The 16,992-nt window shown below is 49.5% G+C and carries 13 protein-coding genes; 7 read left to right on the forward strand and 6 right to left on the reverse strand.

What is annotated here, in order from left to right; all coding sequences use genetic code 11:
• Positions 1 to 17: 17 nt before the first annotated feature.
• The gene (locus ACE6F3_RS04975; protein ID WP_324665313.1) at positions 18 to 1,211 is read right to left on the reverse strand and encodes a M20 family metallopeptidase; all 1,194 of its coding nucleotides are present in this window, start codon (positions 1,209 to 1,211) and stop codon (positions 18 to 20) included.
• Positions 1,212 to 1,431: 220 nt separating this feature from the next.
• On the opposite strand from ACE6F3_RS04975, the gene uvrA reads away from it, so the two are divergent.
• The 3 genes from uvrA to ACE6F3_RS04990 all read left to right on the forward strand — a co-directional run bounded on the left by uvrA (position 1,432) and on the right by ACE6F3_RS04990 (position 5,203).
• Entirely contained in the window at positions 1,432 to 4,272 is a 2,841-nt protein-coding gene (gene uvrA / locus ACE6F3_RS04980; protein ID WP_324665311.1) for an excinuclease ABC subunit UvrA, read from the forward strand.
• Between the two features lie 66 nt (positions 4,273 to 4,338).
• Entirely contained in the window at positions 4,339 to 4,890 is a 552-nt protein-coding gene (locus ACE6F3_RS04985; RefSeq protein ID WP_324665309.1) for an HD domain-containing protein, read from the forward strand.
• A 109-nt stretch (positions 4,891 to 4,999) separates the two neighbouring features.
• Entirely contained in the window at positions 5,000 to 5,203 is a 204-nt protein-coding gene (locus tag ACE6F3_RS04990) for a helix-turn-helix transcriptional regulator (protein ID WP_010936325.1), read from the forward strand.
• Here ACE6F3_RS04990 and ACE6F3_RS04995 read toward each other — a convergent pair.
• The 5 genes from ACE6F3_RS04995 to ppsA form a co-directional block, all read right to left on the reverse strand.
• Positions 5,200 to 7,779, reverse strand: a complete 2,580-nt coding sequence (locus ACE6F3_RS04995; RefSeq protein ID WP_392654558.1) for an AAA family ATPase — start codon at positions 7,777 to 7,779, stop codon at positions 5,200 to 5,202. The two genes, ACE6F3_RS04990 and ACE6F3_RS04995, sit on opposite strands and share 4 nt — an antisense overlap.
• Before the next feature lie 174 nt (positions 7,780 to 7,953).
• Positions 7,954 to 9,516 (reverse strand): RNA polymerase sigma factor RpoD, encoded by a 1,563-nt coding sequence (gene rpoD, locus ACE6F3_RS05000; protein WP_010936328.1) that lies wholly within the window; start codon positions 9,514 to 9,516, stop codon positions 7,954 to 7,956.
• Positions 9,517 to 11,289: a DNA primase gene (gene dnaG / locus ACE6F3_RS05005; protein WP_324665304.1), complete on the reverse strand. Its 1,773-nt coding sequence runs from the start codon at positions 11,287 to 11,289 to the stop codon at positions 9,517 to 9,519. It lies immediately after the preceding gene.
• A 1-nt stretch (position 11,290) separates the two neighbouring features.
• A complete protein-coding gene (locus ACE6F3_RS05010; protein ID WP_324665302.1) occupies positions 11,291 to 12,328 on the reverse strand; it encodes a deoxyguanosinetriphosphate triphosphohydrolase in 1,038 nt (345 codons plus the stop codon).
• The gene (gene ppsA / locus ACE6F3_RS05015) at positions 12,325 to 14,601 is read right to left on the reverse strand and encodes a phosphoenolpyruvate synthase (protein ID WP_010936331.1); all 2,277 of its coding nucleotides are present in this window, start codon (positions 14,599 to 14,601) and stop codon (positions 12,325 to 12,327) included. The genes ACE6F3_RS05010 and ppsA overlap by 4 nt, the downstream gene beginning before the upstream one ends.
• 298 nt (positions 14,602 to 14,899) lie before the next feature.
• Between ppsA and ACE6F3_RS05020 the strand changes: the two genes are divergently transcribed.
• From ACE6F3_RS05020 to atpE, 4 genes are all read left to right on the forward strand, one after another.
• Positions 14,900 to 15,469, forward strand: coding sequence for a bifunctional nuclease family protein (locus ACE6F3_RS05020; protein ID WP_041341540.1), 570 nt, complete (start codon positions 14,900 to 14,902; stop codon positions 15,467 to 15,469).
• 75 nt (positions 15,470 to 15,544) lie between these two features.
• The gene (locus tag ACE6F3_RS05025) at positions 15,545 to 15,760 is read left to right on the forward strand and encodes an AtpZ/AtpI family protein (RefSeq protein WP_231854728.1); all 216 of its coding nucleotides are present in this window, start codon (positions 15,545 to 15,547) and stop codon (positions 15,758 to 15,760) included.
• A gap of 2 nt (positions 15,761 to 15,762) precedes the next feature.
• Complete coding sequence (locus ACE6F3_RS05030; RefSeq protein ID WP_041341543.1) at positions 15,763 to 16,707, forward strand: F0F1 ATP synthase subunit A; 945 nt, start codon at positions 15,763 to 15,765, stop codon at positions 16,705 to 16,707.
• A gap of 40 nt (positions 16,708 to 16,747) precedes the next feature.
• Positions 16,748 to 16,978: an ATP synthase F0 subunit C gene (gene atpE / locus ACE6F3_RS05035; protein ID WP_010936335.1), complete on the forward strand. Its 231-nt coding sequence runs from the start codon at positions 16,748 to 16,750 to the stop codon at positions 16,976 to 16,978.
• The last annotated feature ends 14 nt before the right edge of the window (positions 16,979 to 16,992 follow it).

Consider the following 16,992-nt stretch of genomic DNA (forward strand, 5'->3'; position numbering starts at 1 on the left):
ACCTGTGGCCGGAAGGGTCAGGCGGATGGCCGGGTAGATTTTTGAAATTCTGTTCGTACTTTTTCCAGATTGGCTGAGCTGCCGAATAAATCTGCCGCGGTCATAGCCATAGCCTTGGCGGCATCTAAAGCACCCTTGATGCCCTTTGCCGAGCAGGCGGCAGAAGCAAATTCCGGAGTATGGCCGGAGACATCTTTGCCGGTAATGGCATAATAACCGTGCAGGCTGGGTACAACCTGGCTGACATTGCCCATATCGGTACTTCCAAAATTCATCTCAGGGTCTTCAAGCAAAGTCCGGTGACCCAGCATATCCATATTTATTACATATAGGTTTGCCAGAGCCATGTTGTTATTCATGGGGGCATATATGGATTTATCAAAGCGGTACTCCAAACGGGCACCGGTAGCCTGGGCGGCAGATTTAAAGCAGTCCAGCACCCTGTCCATCAGCTCTCTTAGGTAGGGCAGGGTTTGGGAACGTATCAGGAAAGTGCCGGCGGAATGCCCGGGTACAATGTTGGCGGCTTTGCCCCCGTCGGTAATAATGCCGTGAATACGGGCACCCGGCTCTATGTGCTGGCGGAGGGAATTCAGGCTGGTATATGCCAGTACTATGGCGTCAAGTGCGTTTATGCCTTTGTCCGGGTGGGCAGCGGCATGGGATTCTTTACCGAAATACTCTACGTTTAATGTTACACAGGCCAGTGCCTGGGTGGTGGCAATATCATCATTGCCGGGGTGGGCTATAAGCGCCGCCTCCAGCTCTTTAAATACACCCTTTTCCACCATCTGTATTTTACCGCCGCTAAGCTCTTCAGCCGGAGTGCCGATAAGACAGACCGTCCCGCCGTAAAGTTTGGCGGCCAGACGGGCGGCTACAGCCGCACCCGCTGCCGCGGTGGCAATAAGGTTATGGCCGCAGGCATGACCCAGCTGGGGCAGGGCGTCGTACTCAGCCAGAAAACCTATAACCGGTTTACCCTGACCGAAAGTGGCTTTAAAGGCAGTCTTGAGGCCGCCGGTATTTCTTTCAATACTGAAATTGTGTCTGGACAGGTATTCGCATAGCCATTCCACTGCTTTGTATTCCTGATAACCCAGCTCCGGGTTGGCATGCAGCTTAAGAGACAGTTCTTCCAAACTGCCCTTTTCAGTGTCAATCATTTTAATAACAGCACTTTTGATATTGGCAAGATTGTTATCTGACATTGACCTGATTATATCCCAAACCCGCCTTAAATACCATTTGCCGTTCGGCTGTAACGGCTTAAAGACTGTTTTTTTACGCTTGGATAGGCAGGTTTTTGATTTTAAACTAATACACCGCCAATAGGGGTTTGGTCTTGGCTTGTTAAGCATTATGGTGTAAAATATTAGAACACATGTTTTGATTTGCCCGGACTAATATAAATGAACAGGAGACTTGCCTGTGGCTCAGGAATATATAAAGATAAAAGGTGCCCGCGAACACAACCTCAAAAATATAGATGTCCAGATTCCCCGTGACAAGCTGGTGGTTGTGACCGGGCTTTCGGGGTCAGGCAAGAGTTCACTGGCTTTTGATACCGTTTATGCCGAAGGGCAGCGCCGTTATATGGAGTCTCTTTCATCATACGCCCGCCAGTTTCTGGGCAGGATGGAAAAACCGGACGTAGACCATATAGAGGGGCTTTCCCCGGCTATAGCCATTGACCAGAAGGGCGTCAGCCACAACCCCCGTTCCACCGTGGGGACAGTGACTGAAATATATGATTATTTGCGTTTACTGTTTGCCCGCACCGGTCACCCTCACTGCCCTGAGTGCGGCAAGGAGATTTCCGCCCAGAGCGTGGAACAGATAACAGATGCCGTTCAAACTCTTGCGGAGGGTACAAAAATACTTATTCTGGGGCCGCTGGTGCGGGGGCGCAAGGGCGAGTATGCCCAGATGTTTAAAGACCTGCGTAAATCAGGTTACGCCAGAGTGAGGGTAGACGGGCAGATTAGAGATTTGTCCGAAGAAATAGAGCTGGATAAAAATAAAAAACATGATATAGAAGCCGTAGTAGACCGGCTGGTGGTCGGTCAGGCAGGTGTGCAGGGGCGGATTGCAGATTCGGTTGAAACTGCCCTGAAACTGGGCGGCGGGCTGGTAATAATATCTGTGGTAGACGGGCAGGACATGCTCTTTTCAGAAAAATTTTCCTGCGCGGACTGTGGAGTGAGTCTGGGGGAGATAGAACCCCGGACTTTCAGCTTTAATACCCCCCACGGTGCCTGTCCCACCTGCATGGGGCTTGGTGCCAAGATGGAGCTTGACCCTGATTTGATTATACCGGACAAAAGTTTGTCTCTGGCTGACGGGGCTATCAGCCCTTATCAAACCCAAAACTGGTATTTCGGGCAGCTTGAGGATTTAGCCCGCCGGGCGGGTTTTTCTGTTAATAAACCTGTCTCTACTTTTACGCCAGCCCAGATGCAGGTGCTGCTTTATGGTGAGGGCGGTGATATCCACAAATACCGCAACCGCTACGGGCGGGTACGGGAATATACCAGCGGCTTTGAGGGAGTAATCCCCCGCCTGGACAGGCTTTACCGTGACAGCGAATCTCAGGGGGTGAGGGAAAGCATTGAAAAATACATGCTGGCCAGCCCGTGTCAGGCCTGCGGCGGTAAAAGGCTTCGCAAGGAGGCCTTGTCAGTAAAAATAGGCGAGCTTAATATTGCTGATGTTGCGGCCATGTCTGTAGATGAGCAGCTTAAATGGGCAAATGAACTGGCTGGCAAGCAGACCATATTTAACAAACGCGAACAGCTTATTGCCGCCCAGATACTCAAGGAGATACGTTCACGTTTGGGCTTTTTAAACAATGTGGGTTTGGAATACCTGACTATAGACCGTATTGCCGGGACGCTTTCCGGCGGTGAAGCCCAGCGGATACGCCTGGCATCCCAGATAGGCTCAGGGCTGATGGGGGTGCTGTATGTTTGTGATGAACCTACTATAGGCTTGCACCCGGCAGATGATACCCGTCTGGTGGAAACCCTGCAAAAGCTGCGTGATTTGGGTAATACCATACTGGTGGTGGAGCATGATGAATCCGTGATGCGGGCGGCGGACTATATTATAGATATGGGGCCGGGGGCAGGTGAACACGGCGGGCGGGTAGTGGCTACCGGTAATATCACCGAAATAATGCAAAATCCGGCTTCGCTAACCGGGCAGTATTTATCCGGTGCCAGAGTAATACCCGTACCCGAAAAGCGGCGTAACGGTAACGGGCAGGAAATAATAATACAGGGTGCCAGACAGAATAACCTTAAAAATATAGACGTACATATTCCGCTGGGCAAGCTGGTCTGCGTCAGCGGCGTGTCCGGCAGCGGCAAATCCACACTGGTTACCGATATACTTTTTAAACATCTGGCCCAGGTGTTTTACGGGGCAAAAGACCGGGCGGGCGGCTCAGACGCTATAACAGGTACAGAACATATTGATAAAATAATAGAGATAAATCAGTCACCCATCGGGCGGACACCCCGTTCAAACCCGGCCACCTATACCGGGGCATTTACCCATATAAGGGAACTGTTTGCCTCTGTACCTGAAGCCAAAGTAAAAGGCTACGGGCCGGGGCGGTTTTCATTTAACATAAAAGGCGGACGCTGCGAGACCTGCGGCGGTGAGGGTTATATCCAGATAGAAATGCAGTTCCTGCCGGATGTGACCGTACCTTGTGAGGTCTGTCACGGGGCGCGTTATAACCGCGAAGTGCTGGAGATAAAATTTAAAGACAAGACCATTGCCGACGTGCTGAATATGACGGTGGACAGGGCATTGGAATTTTTTGAAAATTTCCCCAAAATCAGCTCCAAACTCCAAACCCTGCAGGACGTGGGTTTGGGATATATCCGCATCGGCCAGCCGGCACCCACCTTATCCGGGGGCGAAGCCCAGCGTATTAAACTGGCAACCGAGCTTTCCAAGCGGGCTACCGGGCGGACTTTATACATACTGGACGAACCCACCACCGGGCTTTCTTTTGAAGATGTGGCGGCACTCTTACGGGTGCTTCAGCGGCTGGTAGACAGCGGCAATACGGTGGTTGTGATTGAACACCAGCTGGACGTTATTAAAAATGCAGACTGGATTATAGACCTGGGGCCGGGTGCGGGCGTAAAAGGCGGGCAGATTGTGGCTGAGGGCGTGCCTGAAGATGTAGCCTTAAATAAAGCTTCGCTTACCGGCAAATACTTGCGGCGGGTTTTGCCGAAACTTAAACCGGCTTAAGAAATTACGGTCTGCTGTCAGGCGGCAGTGGCAAATTTGTGAAGACTAATCAGCGGAGAGATAAATATGGACAGGCAGCTTGCTTTAGCTGAAGTAGAAAAACGGATAGAAAATAAAAATCTGGTCAAACATATGCTGGCGGTTGAGGCCGTCATGAAAAGTTTGGCCGCATATTTCGGTGAAAACGAAGATGAATGGGCTTTGGCCGGGCTTATACATGATATAGACCTGGGTGAAGTAAAAGACGATATGTCGCTTCACAGCAAACGCGGTGCCGAAATTGCCGCCGGTTTGGGTGCCAGTAAAGCTGTCTGCCGGGCAATTCTGGTGCATAATTCGGCTCATGGCATCCTTCCTGAAAGCCGTATGGAAAAAGCTTTGTTCTGCGCTGACCCTATAACCGGGCTTATTACAGCCGCTGCTTTAGTCAGGCCGGATAAAAAGCTGGCCTGTGTGGAAGCTAAAAGTGTATCCAAACGCTTTAAGGAAAAGTCTTTTGCCGCCGGTGCAAACCGGGAACAGATAGCCGCCTGTTCCGCTTTGGGTTTGGAGCTGGATGAGTTTATCCGTATCTCTCTGGGTGCTATGCAAGCTGTTGCCTCTGATTTGGGGCTTTAAATATTTTCAGTAAACACTTTAACCCTTTGCATTTTGTCCCGCATACGTAATATAATTCTAACATAAGTACTTTATGCTAACGGGCAGAAAGAGCAAGGGGAAATTCCTGATGATACTGCGTACCCGTATTAAGGAACTGCGGGCAAGATACAATCTTACCCAGGCTGAGCTGGCTGAAACGGTGGGTGTCAGCCGCCAGACTATGCTTTACCTTGAAAAGGGTACTTACAATCCTTCGCTGATTCTGGCTCACAAAGTAGCCAAAGCCCTGCACGCAGATATAGATGACGTTTTTATACTGCGGGATGTTTAGTTTAAGCGTATAGCTGAGCCTGACGGGGTTTTATCTATCTCAATGCGGGTGGGGAAAGAATCTTTCAGGTCATCTATATGGGTTATGACCAGTATTTTATCAAATTCATCCTGAATAGAGTTTATAGCCTCTTTCAGGCGTTCAATACCGGTTGAGTCCTGTGTGCCGAACCCCTCATCAATAATCAGCGTCCGCAAGGGTGCGCCCAGGCGGTTTGCCAGCAGGCGTGACAGGGCAATCCTGACCGCAAAATCTATCCTGAAAGCCTCACCCCCGCTGAATGTTTCGTAGTTGCGGGTGCCCAGCTCATCCGAGATATTTATATCCAGCGTCTCGGTCTGGTCTCCCTTTTTGGTGGAACGCTGGGTTTCTATACTAAGGTGCATACGCCCGTCAGTCATCCGTGACAGCAGCAGGTCTGCCCCGCTTTCCAGTTCCGGCAGGGTGTCTTCAATGAGCATGGTCTGGATGCCGTCTTTCTTGCCGAAAGCTCTGGCCAGTTTACCAAAGTAGTATATTTCTTTGGCGGTTTGCTCTTTATCCTGCTCCTGTTTTTTCAGCTTCTTTTCAAGTTCGTTCAGCTGTTCTTCTTTCTGGCTGAGTGAACCCAGTTGTTGCCTCAAGGTATCTTGCGTTTGGCTGAGTGACTTGTATCCGGCTTCGGCGGTTTCCAGCTCCTGCTCCAGTGCGGGCAGTTCAGCCAGTTCTCTTTGCAGGGTTTGCTGTTCATTCAGTTTAGTATCATAGCGGGCGGTGAGTTCTGCCAGTGCCGAAGCCATTTTTCCCAAGCTATCTTTTTCCCGTGGCAGGTAGCTTTGTGCATCGTCCAGTTTGCGTTTTTGCTCCTCAAAATGGGTCAGTCCGGCCAAAGTTTGCTGGTTTTTGGTGTATTCGGCGTTATCAAAATTCAGTTCCTGTATCTCTTTTTCAATTACGGCCAGCCTGGCTTGCTCGGAAACGGCATAACTGCGTTCGTTCAGCTGCTTCTCAATATCCGAAATCAGCTCTCTGCCTTTTGCCGCTTTGGTTCCGGCATCTTTGGCGTCTTCAATCCCTTTTTCCAGTACGCTCAGCTGTCCCTCATACTGCCTGCGCTTTTGGTTTAAGCGTTTGGTTTCAGTTTCAATTTGGGCAGTTAGGGTCTGGATATCCAGCCTTAGCTGCTCAAGCTTTATTTTCAGGCTGTTTTGCTGTTTTTCCTTAGCATCTTGTTCTGTCCGGTATTTGCCGAATACCAGTTTGAGTTTGTCCTGCCCCAGCTCGGTTTCGCACAGGGGGCAGTTGCAGCGGCTTTCACCTGCTTCGGTAAGCAGCTTTAGTTTTTCTTCCAGAGAGTTTATTTCTCTGGCTGTACCGGCATACTCGGTCTCCAGTCCGGCTAAACTTCCCTGCATATCAGCCAGCCTGGTTTGCCGGGCTTTTAAGGCAGTCTCTTCATTTTCCAGTTCCATGTGCAGCTGGTCTGACTGTATTTTTTCTTGTTCCAGTTTGCCCAAAGTCTGGGCGGTTTCCTGCCGCATTTTGAGGTGTTCCTGATATTTAGTCAGGGTGTTTTTCAGGCTGTTTTCTTCTTTATAAACGGCATCTTCCAGCGGTTTTTTTTCTTTTTCCAGCTGCCTTAGTTTTGCCAGTATTCGGTTGTGTTTTTCATACAGGCTTTGGCAGTCTGAGTATTCCTTATAGCCTTTGAGAATCGCTTCTTCCTGAGCGATGAGTGTTTCAAAGGTGCTGATACGCTCTTTTATTTCCTGCTGGTTTTGAAGCCAAAGGGATTGGTCTTTTGATATATCCCGCAGGTCTTTTTCTATCTGGAGGCAGGCACTTTGTTTGGCATCCAAGGCATGTTTTTTGTGCCTTAGGATTTCCAGCTTGGCAAGATGGGTTTTCAGTTTCTCCTCACCATCTGTCAGGTCCAGGCGGGTATTTTTTAAAGTTTCTTCCAGTTCCGGTCTGGATTTCAGCCCTTCTTGGCCATCTGCAATGCTCTGTTCTATAAGCAGTTTTTTAGCCTCTACCTCGCGTACGGCCTGTCTGGCCAGGTCTTCCATCTGGTCATATATTTCTAACCCCAGTATATTGGAGAGTACTTCCTTGCGTTTGCCGGGAGGCTGCTGGGTAAACTGGTTGGCATGCCCCTGCCGCAGAAAAGCACTGTTTATAAAGGTGTCATAGTCCATATGCAGTATGGAAATTATCTTTTTCTCTGTTTGGGTCAGGGTATCCCCGGTGATATTCAGGGGTTTCCCGTCCTTAATGGCAAACAGGCTCAGCAGGCTTTGTCCGTTTGCCCCTGCTTTTTTGGGCCTCTGCCGCTGGCGGATAACCTGATACAGTTCCCCTGAAATTTCAAAATCAAGGCTGACTTCAGTTTCCTGTTCGTTTAGAGACACTACATCATCATCACTTTTAGCCCGGCTTTTTCCCCAGAGTGCCCAGGTAATGGCATCTATCAGGGCAGATTTACCGGCCCCGTTTTGGCCGCAGATGCAGGCGGTATGCACCCCGTTAAAAGAAAAAGGCGGAATTTCGCCGCGGTAGCACATAAAGTTTTTTATTTTGAGTTTGACAGGAATCATAATATTCTCCAGTTTTACTGCCTATATTTTAGCATAAAAAGGGGAATATAAAGCCATCTGCCATGCGGATGGTCGGTGGAATACCCACTTATTTTGTATAATCCGGTAAACCCAGATAAAAAACCCCTGCCGTTTGGGGCAGGGGTTGCCTTTGGTTATGAATGGGTTTGGCGGTTATTCCAGATAATCTTTTAGTTTGCGGCTGCGGCTGGGGTGGCGGAGTTTACGCAGAGCCTTGGCTTCTATCTGACGGATACGCTCACGGGTAACGTTAAACTCTTTGCCCACTTCTTCCAGCGTACGGCTGCGGCCGTCTTCCAGCCCGAAACGCAGCTGAAGTACCCGGCGTTCACGCGGGGTCAGGCTGCCAAGCACTGTATCTATCTGTTCTTTGAGCAGCTGGCGTGAAGCGGCATCCGGCGGAGCCAGTGCATTCTGGTCTTCAATAAAGTCTCCCAGGTGGCTGTCTTCTTCTTCGCCGATGGGGGACTCCAGCGAAACCGGCAGCTGGGAAACCTTGGCAATCTCACGCACCTTTTCCGGCGGCAGGTCCATCTCAACCGCTATTTCATCAGGAGTAGGCTCACGCCCCAGTTTCTGGGATAACTGGCGGCTTATGGAAAGCAGTTTGTTGATAGTTTCAACCATATGGACAGGTATGCGGATAGTTCTGGCCTGGTCTGCAATAGCCCGGGTAATGGCCTGGCGTATCCACCAGGTGGCGTAAGTGGAAAACTTGAAACCGCGGTGGAAGTCAAACTTTTCCACTGCCCGTATTAGGCCTATATTGCCTTCCTGTATAAGGTCAAGCAGGGGCATGCCTCTGCCTATATGTTTTTTAGCCACGCTGACTACCAGACGGAGGTTAGCCTGAATAAGGTGGCGTTCCGCCCGTTTGGCGTCTATCTCAAGGTTGTCCAGATAATACTTAAGGCTGGCTTCATGCCGCTCCAGATGGCTTATAAAGGCGGGGTCATTGGTGTAGGTGGCTATTTCAGGGATAGTCATTTTTTCAGGTATGGCATCCAGTATAACCTTAGGCAGGAGAGAGCTGTTGATAGCCAGATTGATAAATGACTGCTCAATTTCCGCCATGCTCTTGCCGGTATTATCCGAAATATTTTTAGTGAGCTGCTGGTCAATCTCATGGTCAATAGCTGTTCTTAGTTTGGGGTCATGGATAACATTTTTCAAGCTGGCAGAAGTATCCATACCCAGTTCCTGTCCTAACTGGAACAGGACTTCGGTTGCCTGGGAAAGTTCCCTGAGCATACACAGGAAAGACTCCGCAGCCGAAGGGTAACGCCCGCGTTTTTCCAGGCATTCCTGGCGGATTTCGCGTATGCGTTTGCCTTCTTCCATTTTCTTGGCCAGGGTTTTTTCGTCTTCAGCGGAAAGCAGGGGTACCCGCCCGATTTCATGCAGATACATGCGCACAGGGTCATCTACTATACCCTGGGTATCTATCTGCTCAAGCGGTATTTCAAGGTCAATATTAAGCGGGCCGATTTCTTCGTCCGTGTCCGGCATCATATCCGCTTCGGCCGCCAGCTCTTCTTCGGTTAGTTCGGCCGGGATGTCGGTATCGGCTATATCTTTGAGGTCAGGCTCTGCCATTTTGTCATTTTCAGCTTCGGCATCCTGTTCCTCATGGATGTCTTCCAGCCCATCCTCTATATCTTTGTCATCATAAGTATCGTCAGGGCTGAACTCTTTCTTATCTTTCTCAGCGGGCATTTATTGTCTCCTCTGTTTCTGGTTTCGCCGGTCTTTAAGGCTGAATACACTCCGCAATTCTTCGTTGACCTTTACACACTGGTCATTAAGCGTCTGGTATTCAGCAGTTTCCGGCTGGCTGATTTCATTTAGGGCCTGATTAAGTTTTACCGCCAAGTTCCTGAGGTATCTTTCTCTTAGCCTCAGGCATAGGTCATAAAACTTATCCTCTATATTATCATTTGCCGGATTTTTATTCATCAAGTTGTCATAATATTCCCGCAGGTTTTCATCAAGTGCTGCCCGGAGGTTGTCTTTTTCGGCAGACTGGCTATAGATGGCCAGCAATTCCCGGTACTGGGGTATTTCAAGATACTCCGGGTGGAGTTTTCCGGCGAAGCGGCTGAGTTCCGGTGATTTGAAAAGCAGGCTAAGAGCATACTCTTCCAGAGCCGGGTTTTTGGCGGCTGAAACTGTTTTAGAAGGGGCTTCCTTTTCTAAAACTTTGGTAATCCGGGTTTCATTTTTCAGTTTTTTCATCCGCTCCAGTATACGGTTCTGGCTGGTGCTTACCATTTCAGCCAGCTTGCCCAGGTAGTGGGACTGGCGTACCCCGTCTTCCATTTTGGATATTATGGGCAGCAGGCGGTCGGTCAGTCCGGCTTTGCCTGCGGCGGAACTCAGGTCCAGGCCTTTCTGGCTGTGTTCAAATATATAGTCCAGCAGGGGGCGGGCATTATCCAGTATCTCCTGCCAGGTCTGGGGTGCATGGCGGATAATTTCATCCGGGTCTTTGCCGCCTTCGGGTACGGCTACCCGTATTTCAGATTCTATCTGGTTTTCATAATATATAGCCCTCAGGGTGGCTTCCTCACCGGCTGAATCCGCATCCAGCCCCAGTATAAGGTGCTTAGTCTGGCGTTTTACCAAAGCTATCTGGCGGTCAGTCAGGGCAGTACCCATGCAGGCCACTGTGTTGGTAAAACCGCCCTGGTGGGACATAATGGCATCCATGTAGCCTTCCACTATAATGGCCTGGTTCTTTTCTCGTATGCTGGCGGAAGCCAGATGCAAACCGTACAGCAGGCTGCTTTTATCAAAAAGGTCTGTCTGGGAGGAATTGCGGTATTTGGGCTGTGAGTTATCCATCACCCGCGCCCCGAAACCGGCTATCTGCCCTTTGTAGTTGGCAATGGGGTAAATAATATTATTGCGGAAGCGGTCATGAATCCGCCCCTCGTCAGAGCGGACTATTACACCGGCTTTCAGCAGGTCTTCATCTGTATAACTGCGTTCTTTCAGGTAATCATAAAGCCCCTGCCATTCAGGCAGGGCATATCCCAACTGGAAATCTGCCAGAGACTGCTCATTTAAGCCGCGTGATTTAAGGTAACTGCGGGCACTTTCCGCCTGGGGGCTGTTTAAAAGCAGGTTATGGTAATACTGGGCGGCTGCCAAATTTATTTCATACAGGCGCTCACGCTGGTCTCTGATTTGGGGGTTTATCTGGCTGGGCAAGCTTACACCCGCTTTTTCAGCCAGCAGTTCCAGCGCCCCTTTAAAATCCAGCCCTTCTTTTTTCATTACGAAAGCGAAAATATCCCCGCCGGTATTGCAGGCTCCGAAACAGTGCCAGTTTTGGGCTTCGGGGTAAACGAAGAAAGAGCCGTGTTTTTCGCTGTGAAAAGGGCAGATTCCGCGCATAGTACGGCCTGCTTTGGTCAGTTTGGTATACTGGCCGATAAAGCTCACAATATCCAGTTTTTGCTTTATTTCTTCTACAGCGTCATTCATATTATTCAGCCAGATTAAGTTCTTTAGCCAGCCTCAGGGCGAATAGGTCTGTCATACCCGCAATATAATCAACAACCCTCTGTTCAGGTTTATCAGACAGGGCTATATACTCCATGGGCAGCAAATCCTGATGGTCTACCAGATATTTGTATAACAGACGGACTATTTCCCTTTCATGTTCGGCCTTACGGTCTTTGCTCTGGTATACCTGTTCAAACAGGAAATCCCGAAGGGTATTGCTGGCACCCAGCACCTTGTTGCTCATGGTAACTTCCGGCTCCGCACCGGGAATCAGCCCGGTGCATGACCACGAACTTTTTATAATATCACATACCATGGTGTTTATCCGCTGGGAATGGCTGTTTCCCAGCACCGAAACCGCACCCAGCGGCAGGTCATTTGCTTTGATAATGCCTGCCCGGATAGAGTCTAAAATGTCATGGTTTATATAGGCAACCGCATCTGCAATCCGGCAAATTTGCCCTTCAAAAGTTGCGGCCTTGTTATGCACTTCCCCGAGTATATTTGAGCGTGACTTGGAGTGGTTGAGTATACCGTCACGTACTTCCCAGCTGAGGTTAAGGCCCTGCCCGTTTTTCTCCAGACGGTCTACCACCCGCAGGCTTTGTTCGTTATGGTGAAAACCCTTGGGGTAAAGTTCGTTTAAAACCTCTTCGCCGGCATGTCCAAAGGGGGTATGCCCCAGATCATGCCCCAGGCAAATCGCTTCGGTCAGGTCTTCATTAAGGTTGAGCGCCCGGGCAATAGTCCGGGCTATTTGGGTAACCTCCAGCGTATGGGTCAGGCGGGTCACAAAGTGGTCACCCAAAGGGGCAATGAAGACCTGGGTTTTGTGCTTTAAGCGGCGAAAGGCCTTGGAATGTATAATCCGGTCCCGGTCACGCTGGAAACAGGTGCGAACCGGGTCCGGATCTTCAGCTTTTTGCCTGCCACGGGAAAGGCGGCTTTTAACTGCGTAAGGGGAGAGGCTCTCCTCTCTTGCTTCAATGCGCTCCCTTATGCGAAGCTCGCTAATCATTTAATCTTTAATTTGGCCTCTGCCTTGGCAATAATCTCGCGGGTGGTGCCTATCATATCAGGGCTGACGGAAACTGAGGTTATGCCCCATGAGACCAGCTTTTCAGTCAGTTCCGGGTAAACCGAAGGTGCCTGTCCGCAGATAGAGGCGGTAATACCCCGGCGGGCAGCGGTGGTAACGGCTTTTTCCAGGGCTACCAGAACCGCTTCGTTGCGTTCGTCAAAGGTTTCACGCAGCATTTCACTGTCACGGTCAACGCCGAGTATCAGCTGGGTAAGGTCATTTGAACCTATGGATATGCCATCTATACCGGCATCGATAAACTTATCAATCAGGAAGATATTGGAGGGGACTTCCACCATCATCCAGAGTTTGAAATCAGGCCCTCTCTTTAGGCCCTCATCTTCCAGTATCTGCTTTACTTTTTTCAGTTCATCTACGGTGCGGACAAAGGGAAGCATAACGTAGACATTGGGGTAGTCCTTGCGTACCCGTTTGATGGCTTCTATTTCCATCTTGAACACTTCAATATCTTTAATATAGCGGGAAACACCCCGGTAGCCCAGCATGGGGTTTTCTTCCTGGCCTTCGTATTTGTCACCGCCCAGCAGGTCACGGTATTCGTTAGTCTTAAAGTCATTGGTACGGTAGACTACCGGTCGGGGATGGAAGGCTTTGGCGAAGGACAAAACACCTTCGTATACCTGCTGGATATATTCTTCCTGCTGACCCATTTCTATCATGTAGCGGGGGTGTTTGCCTATCTGGCTGAATATAAATTCGGCTCTCAGCAGACCTACGCCGTCTACATTGCGGGCGGCTACTTTGTCAGCCAGTTCGGGCTGGGCTAAGTTTACATAGACACGGGTCTTGGTGCGGATAGCTTCCCGTACAATGGAAGCTATGTTGCTGGTTTTTACATTCCGGGTAACCTTGCCGTTATAAACCTTGCCGTGAGTACCGTCAACGGTAATTATCTGTTCGTTCTTAAGCAGTCTGGTAGCTTCTCCGGTACCCACCACGCAGGGGATACCCAGTTCACGGCTGACAATGGCGGCGTGGGAAGTACGTCCGCCGCGGTTGGTTACAATGGCAGCCGCCCTTTTCATGGCCGGTACAAAGTCCGGGGTGGTCATTTCGGCTACCAGAATATCACCCTGAAGCACCAGGTCTATTTCGGAGGGGTCTTGGAGTACTTTGACTTCGCCGGTAGCCAGACCGGGTGAAGCTGCCGCACCCTGCAGCATGATAGGAGCTTCAATTTCGGGCTCCAGTTCACTGGCGTCCTTCAGGGCGGTAACAGGGCGGGACTGGACAATATAGATTGTATTTTCTTCTTTAGCCCATTCAATATCCTGAGGGCCGTTATAATGTTTCTCAATAAGCATGGCCAGTTTGGCCAGAGTGATAATATCATCTTCGGTTATCTTTTGCTGCTCTTGTTTGGTGGAGGGAACCGGCTGCCAGTAGTTGTTGCCGGATTCATCTTCGGGGCCGGAGGCAGAGTTGCCGTTTTTGCGTACCAGCCGCCTCTCCTGGTGGCTGATAGTCCGCGAAAGAACCGCCGGGCCTTCTTTATCTATAATATAAAGGTCCGGTGTAATTTCCCCTGACACCAGACCTTCTCCCAGACCGTATATAGCTTCAATTACTATTTTAGTGGGGTCTGAAGTAATGGGCTCAATAGTGAAGCATACTCCCGAAGCCTGTGACTGTACCATTTTCTGTACCGGTACGGCTATGCCTACCTGCAGGTGGTCAAAGTTTTGCTGTACCCGGTAGTAAATGGCTCTGGCCTCAAACAAAGAAGCCCAGCATTTTTGCACGGCTTCAACCACCTCGTCACCGCCCTCTATATTAAGGTAGGTGCTCTGCTGGCCGGCAAAAGATGCCTCCGGCAAATCTTCGGCAGTAGCTGATGACCTTACCGCCACCAGACCCTGGCCCATTTTCTCGTAGGCAGCCTTAATCTGGCTGGCCAGTTCGGTAGGCAGAGGAGTGGCCATAATCATTTCTTTTACGCTGTTAGCCACAACAGCCAGTTGCTTGGAATCATTGATATCCAGTGACTCAAGAGCCTTGCTGATAGAGGGGCGAAGGTTTGAGCTGTTTATGAAGTCAAAGTAGGCATTGGCTGTTACGATGTATCCGGGGGGTACAGGGATACCGGCGCCGGTCATTTCGCCTAAATTAGCGCCTTTACCGCCGACCAGAGGGATATCGTTCTTCGTAACTTCGTTAAACCAGACAATAGCCTCATGACCTTTTTGCATCGGTAGATCTCCTTCATCTATGACGGTTCAGGTAGTTTATGATAGCACACCCAGATATTTAAAATCATTATTCTGGAGCTCTGTATTATTTCACAAAGTCCCCCATCTTTGCAAAGTTTTGCTTGAGAAATATTGAGATAGATTAGAGGGCTGTAGAGCACTAAGGATTTGGGCTAATATGTCTACAATACTGCCAGAGGTCTTAGATTGTTATAAACAGCTACACAAATTGACACCCTATTTCTTTGGGGGTAGAATTCATGGTACGCCGTCAGGCAAACTTAGGAGGCATATAATTATGATAGAAATGACGATAGACAGCATAAGGGTTAGCCTGATGAATTATCAGAGAGTGGTACTGCTTAAGGAAAAAACAGCCGACCGCTATCTGCCTATTTGGATTGGCACTGCCGAAGCTGAGGCTATCGCCGTCAAACTTCAGGGTGTGGCAGTCCCCCGTCCCCTTACCCATGACCTCCTCGGTACAGTTATAGATGTATTGGGGGCAAAGGTGCGTTCCATAGTGGTAGATGACCTTAAAAATGACACTTTTTACGCTAAGATATTACTAGAGGTAGACAGCGAGCAGATGGAAATAGACTGCCGCCCGTCAGATGCTTTGGCACTGGCGGTAAGGGTGAATGTACCTATATATGCGGCTGACAGTGTGCTGGAAAAAGCCAGCATCATGCTGGACCGCGAACAGGATAAACGGGCCATGGACGAAATGGATTTGCCCGAACCACCCGCCGGCGGCAAGGGCGAAAAGACCCGCAAGGCCAGTGACGAAGAGATTAAGCGGCTGTCCGCCTTCCGTGATTTTGTAGATAACCTTGACCTTGAAGATTTTGACAAACGCAAATCCTGAAAAGTATTAGTACAACCGGGCATTCTTGACCTAAAGAACTAATTCTGGTATGCTACTTTGCGTTTTGAGGCTGTAATGAACAAATGGGGTACAGGTCTTCAGTATCTTGGTTTGGGCTGGTACATTGCCCTTGTCATATTGCTGGGGACGCTGGGCGGCAGGTGGCTGGACGAGACACTTGGTCTTTCACCCTTGTTCTTACTGATCGGTCTTTTAAGCGGAGTTTTTCTGGCCTTTTACGGCGTTTATCGGTTGCTGCCGAAGATAACTAACAACGGTAAAGGGAATTGACAGTGCCAAAGAAAAAGATTTTAGGTATGCCCAAAGCGGTATTCTGGCCAGTAATGATAGTTATACTGGCAATGTTAGTGGTCGGTTTCCTGTCCGGCCCTATAGGTGTCGCCCTCTTTGGTGATCTTGGATTTCCTGACTGGATGAAAATTACCACTCCCAAACCGGAGCTTCCGTCTGCTGAAATTTTCAGCATAGGCCCGGTGGCAATCACCAACACTATCCTTACCGCCTGGGTTACCATTCTGGTACTGGTGGGGCTGAGTATTGCCGCCACCCGCAAAATGAAACTTATTCCCGGCCGTCTTCAGGGTGCTTTGGAGATGGTGCTTAGCTGGATTTACAATATGTGCGTAGATGCTGCCGGTGAAAAATTCGGCCGCAAGTTTTTCCCCCTGGTAGCCACTATCTTTCTTTTTATTATCGTCAATGCCTGGATGAACCTGCTGCCCGGTTACAATACCATATTTATAGAGCTGGGCAACGGCCACGAAGCCCACTTGCTTCGCGGTGCCAATACCGATATCAACCTGCCGCTGGCTTTGGCCGCCATAACCTTTATTATGGTAGAGTACTGGGGTATAAAAACTCTGGGCGGTTTCCATTATCTCAGCAAATTTTTCAACTTCAAACCCCTGATAAACGCTTTCCGGCACAAAGAAGGGGTAATCGGTATATTTAACGGTTTTATTACCATCTTTGTAGGTTTACTGGAATTCTTCCTGGAGTTCGTCCGTATTATCAGCCTGACCTTCCGTCTTTTCGGCAACATGATAGGCGGCGAAATCCTGATACTTATGATTACATTCCTTGCGCCGTTCATCATCGGCATACCTTTCTACGGTCTTGAAATGCTGGTAGGCTTCGTACAGGCGTTGGTGTTCTGTAATTTGGCTCTGGTCTTCTCCCTGATAGCGGTTACGCCTCACGGGGAAGAAAATCATTAATCAAGTATTATGCAATTAGAACAAGGGAGGAAAAACAATAGTGGAAGCTGATGTAATCAAACTCTTAGCGGCTGGCTTGGCAATGGGTCTGGGTGCAATTGGCCCTGGTATCGGTGTAGGTATTCTGGGTTTTGGTGCTTTGCAGGCTATCGGCCGCAATCCTGAAGCCAAGGGTTCTATCTTTACCAACATGATCCTTTTGGTGGCTTTCGCTGAGTCCATCGCCATCTTTGCACTGGTTATCTCTATCGTACTTATTTTCGTTGCCTAAGGGGCATAATACAG

The sequence above is a fragment of the Dehalococcoides sp. THU4 genome, assembly GCF_043231265.1.
Taxonomy (GTDB): Bacteria; Chloroflexota; Dehalococcoidia; order Dehalococcoidales; family Dehalococcoidaceae; genus Dehalococcoides; species Dehalococcoides mccartyi.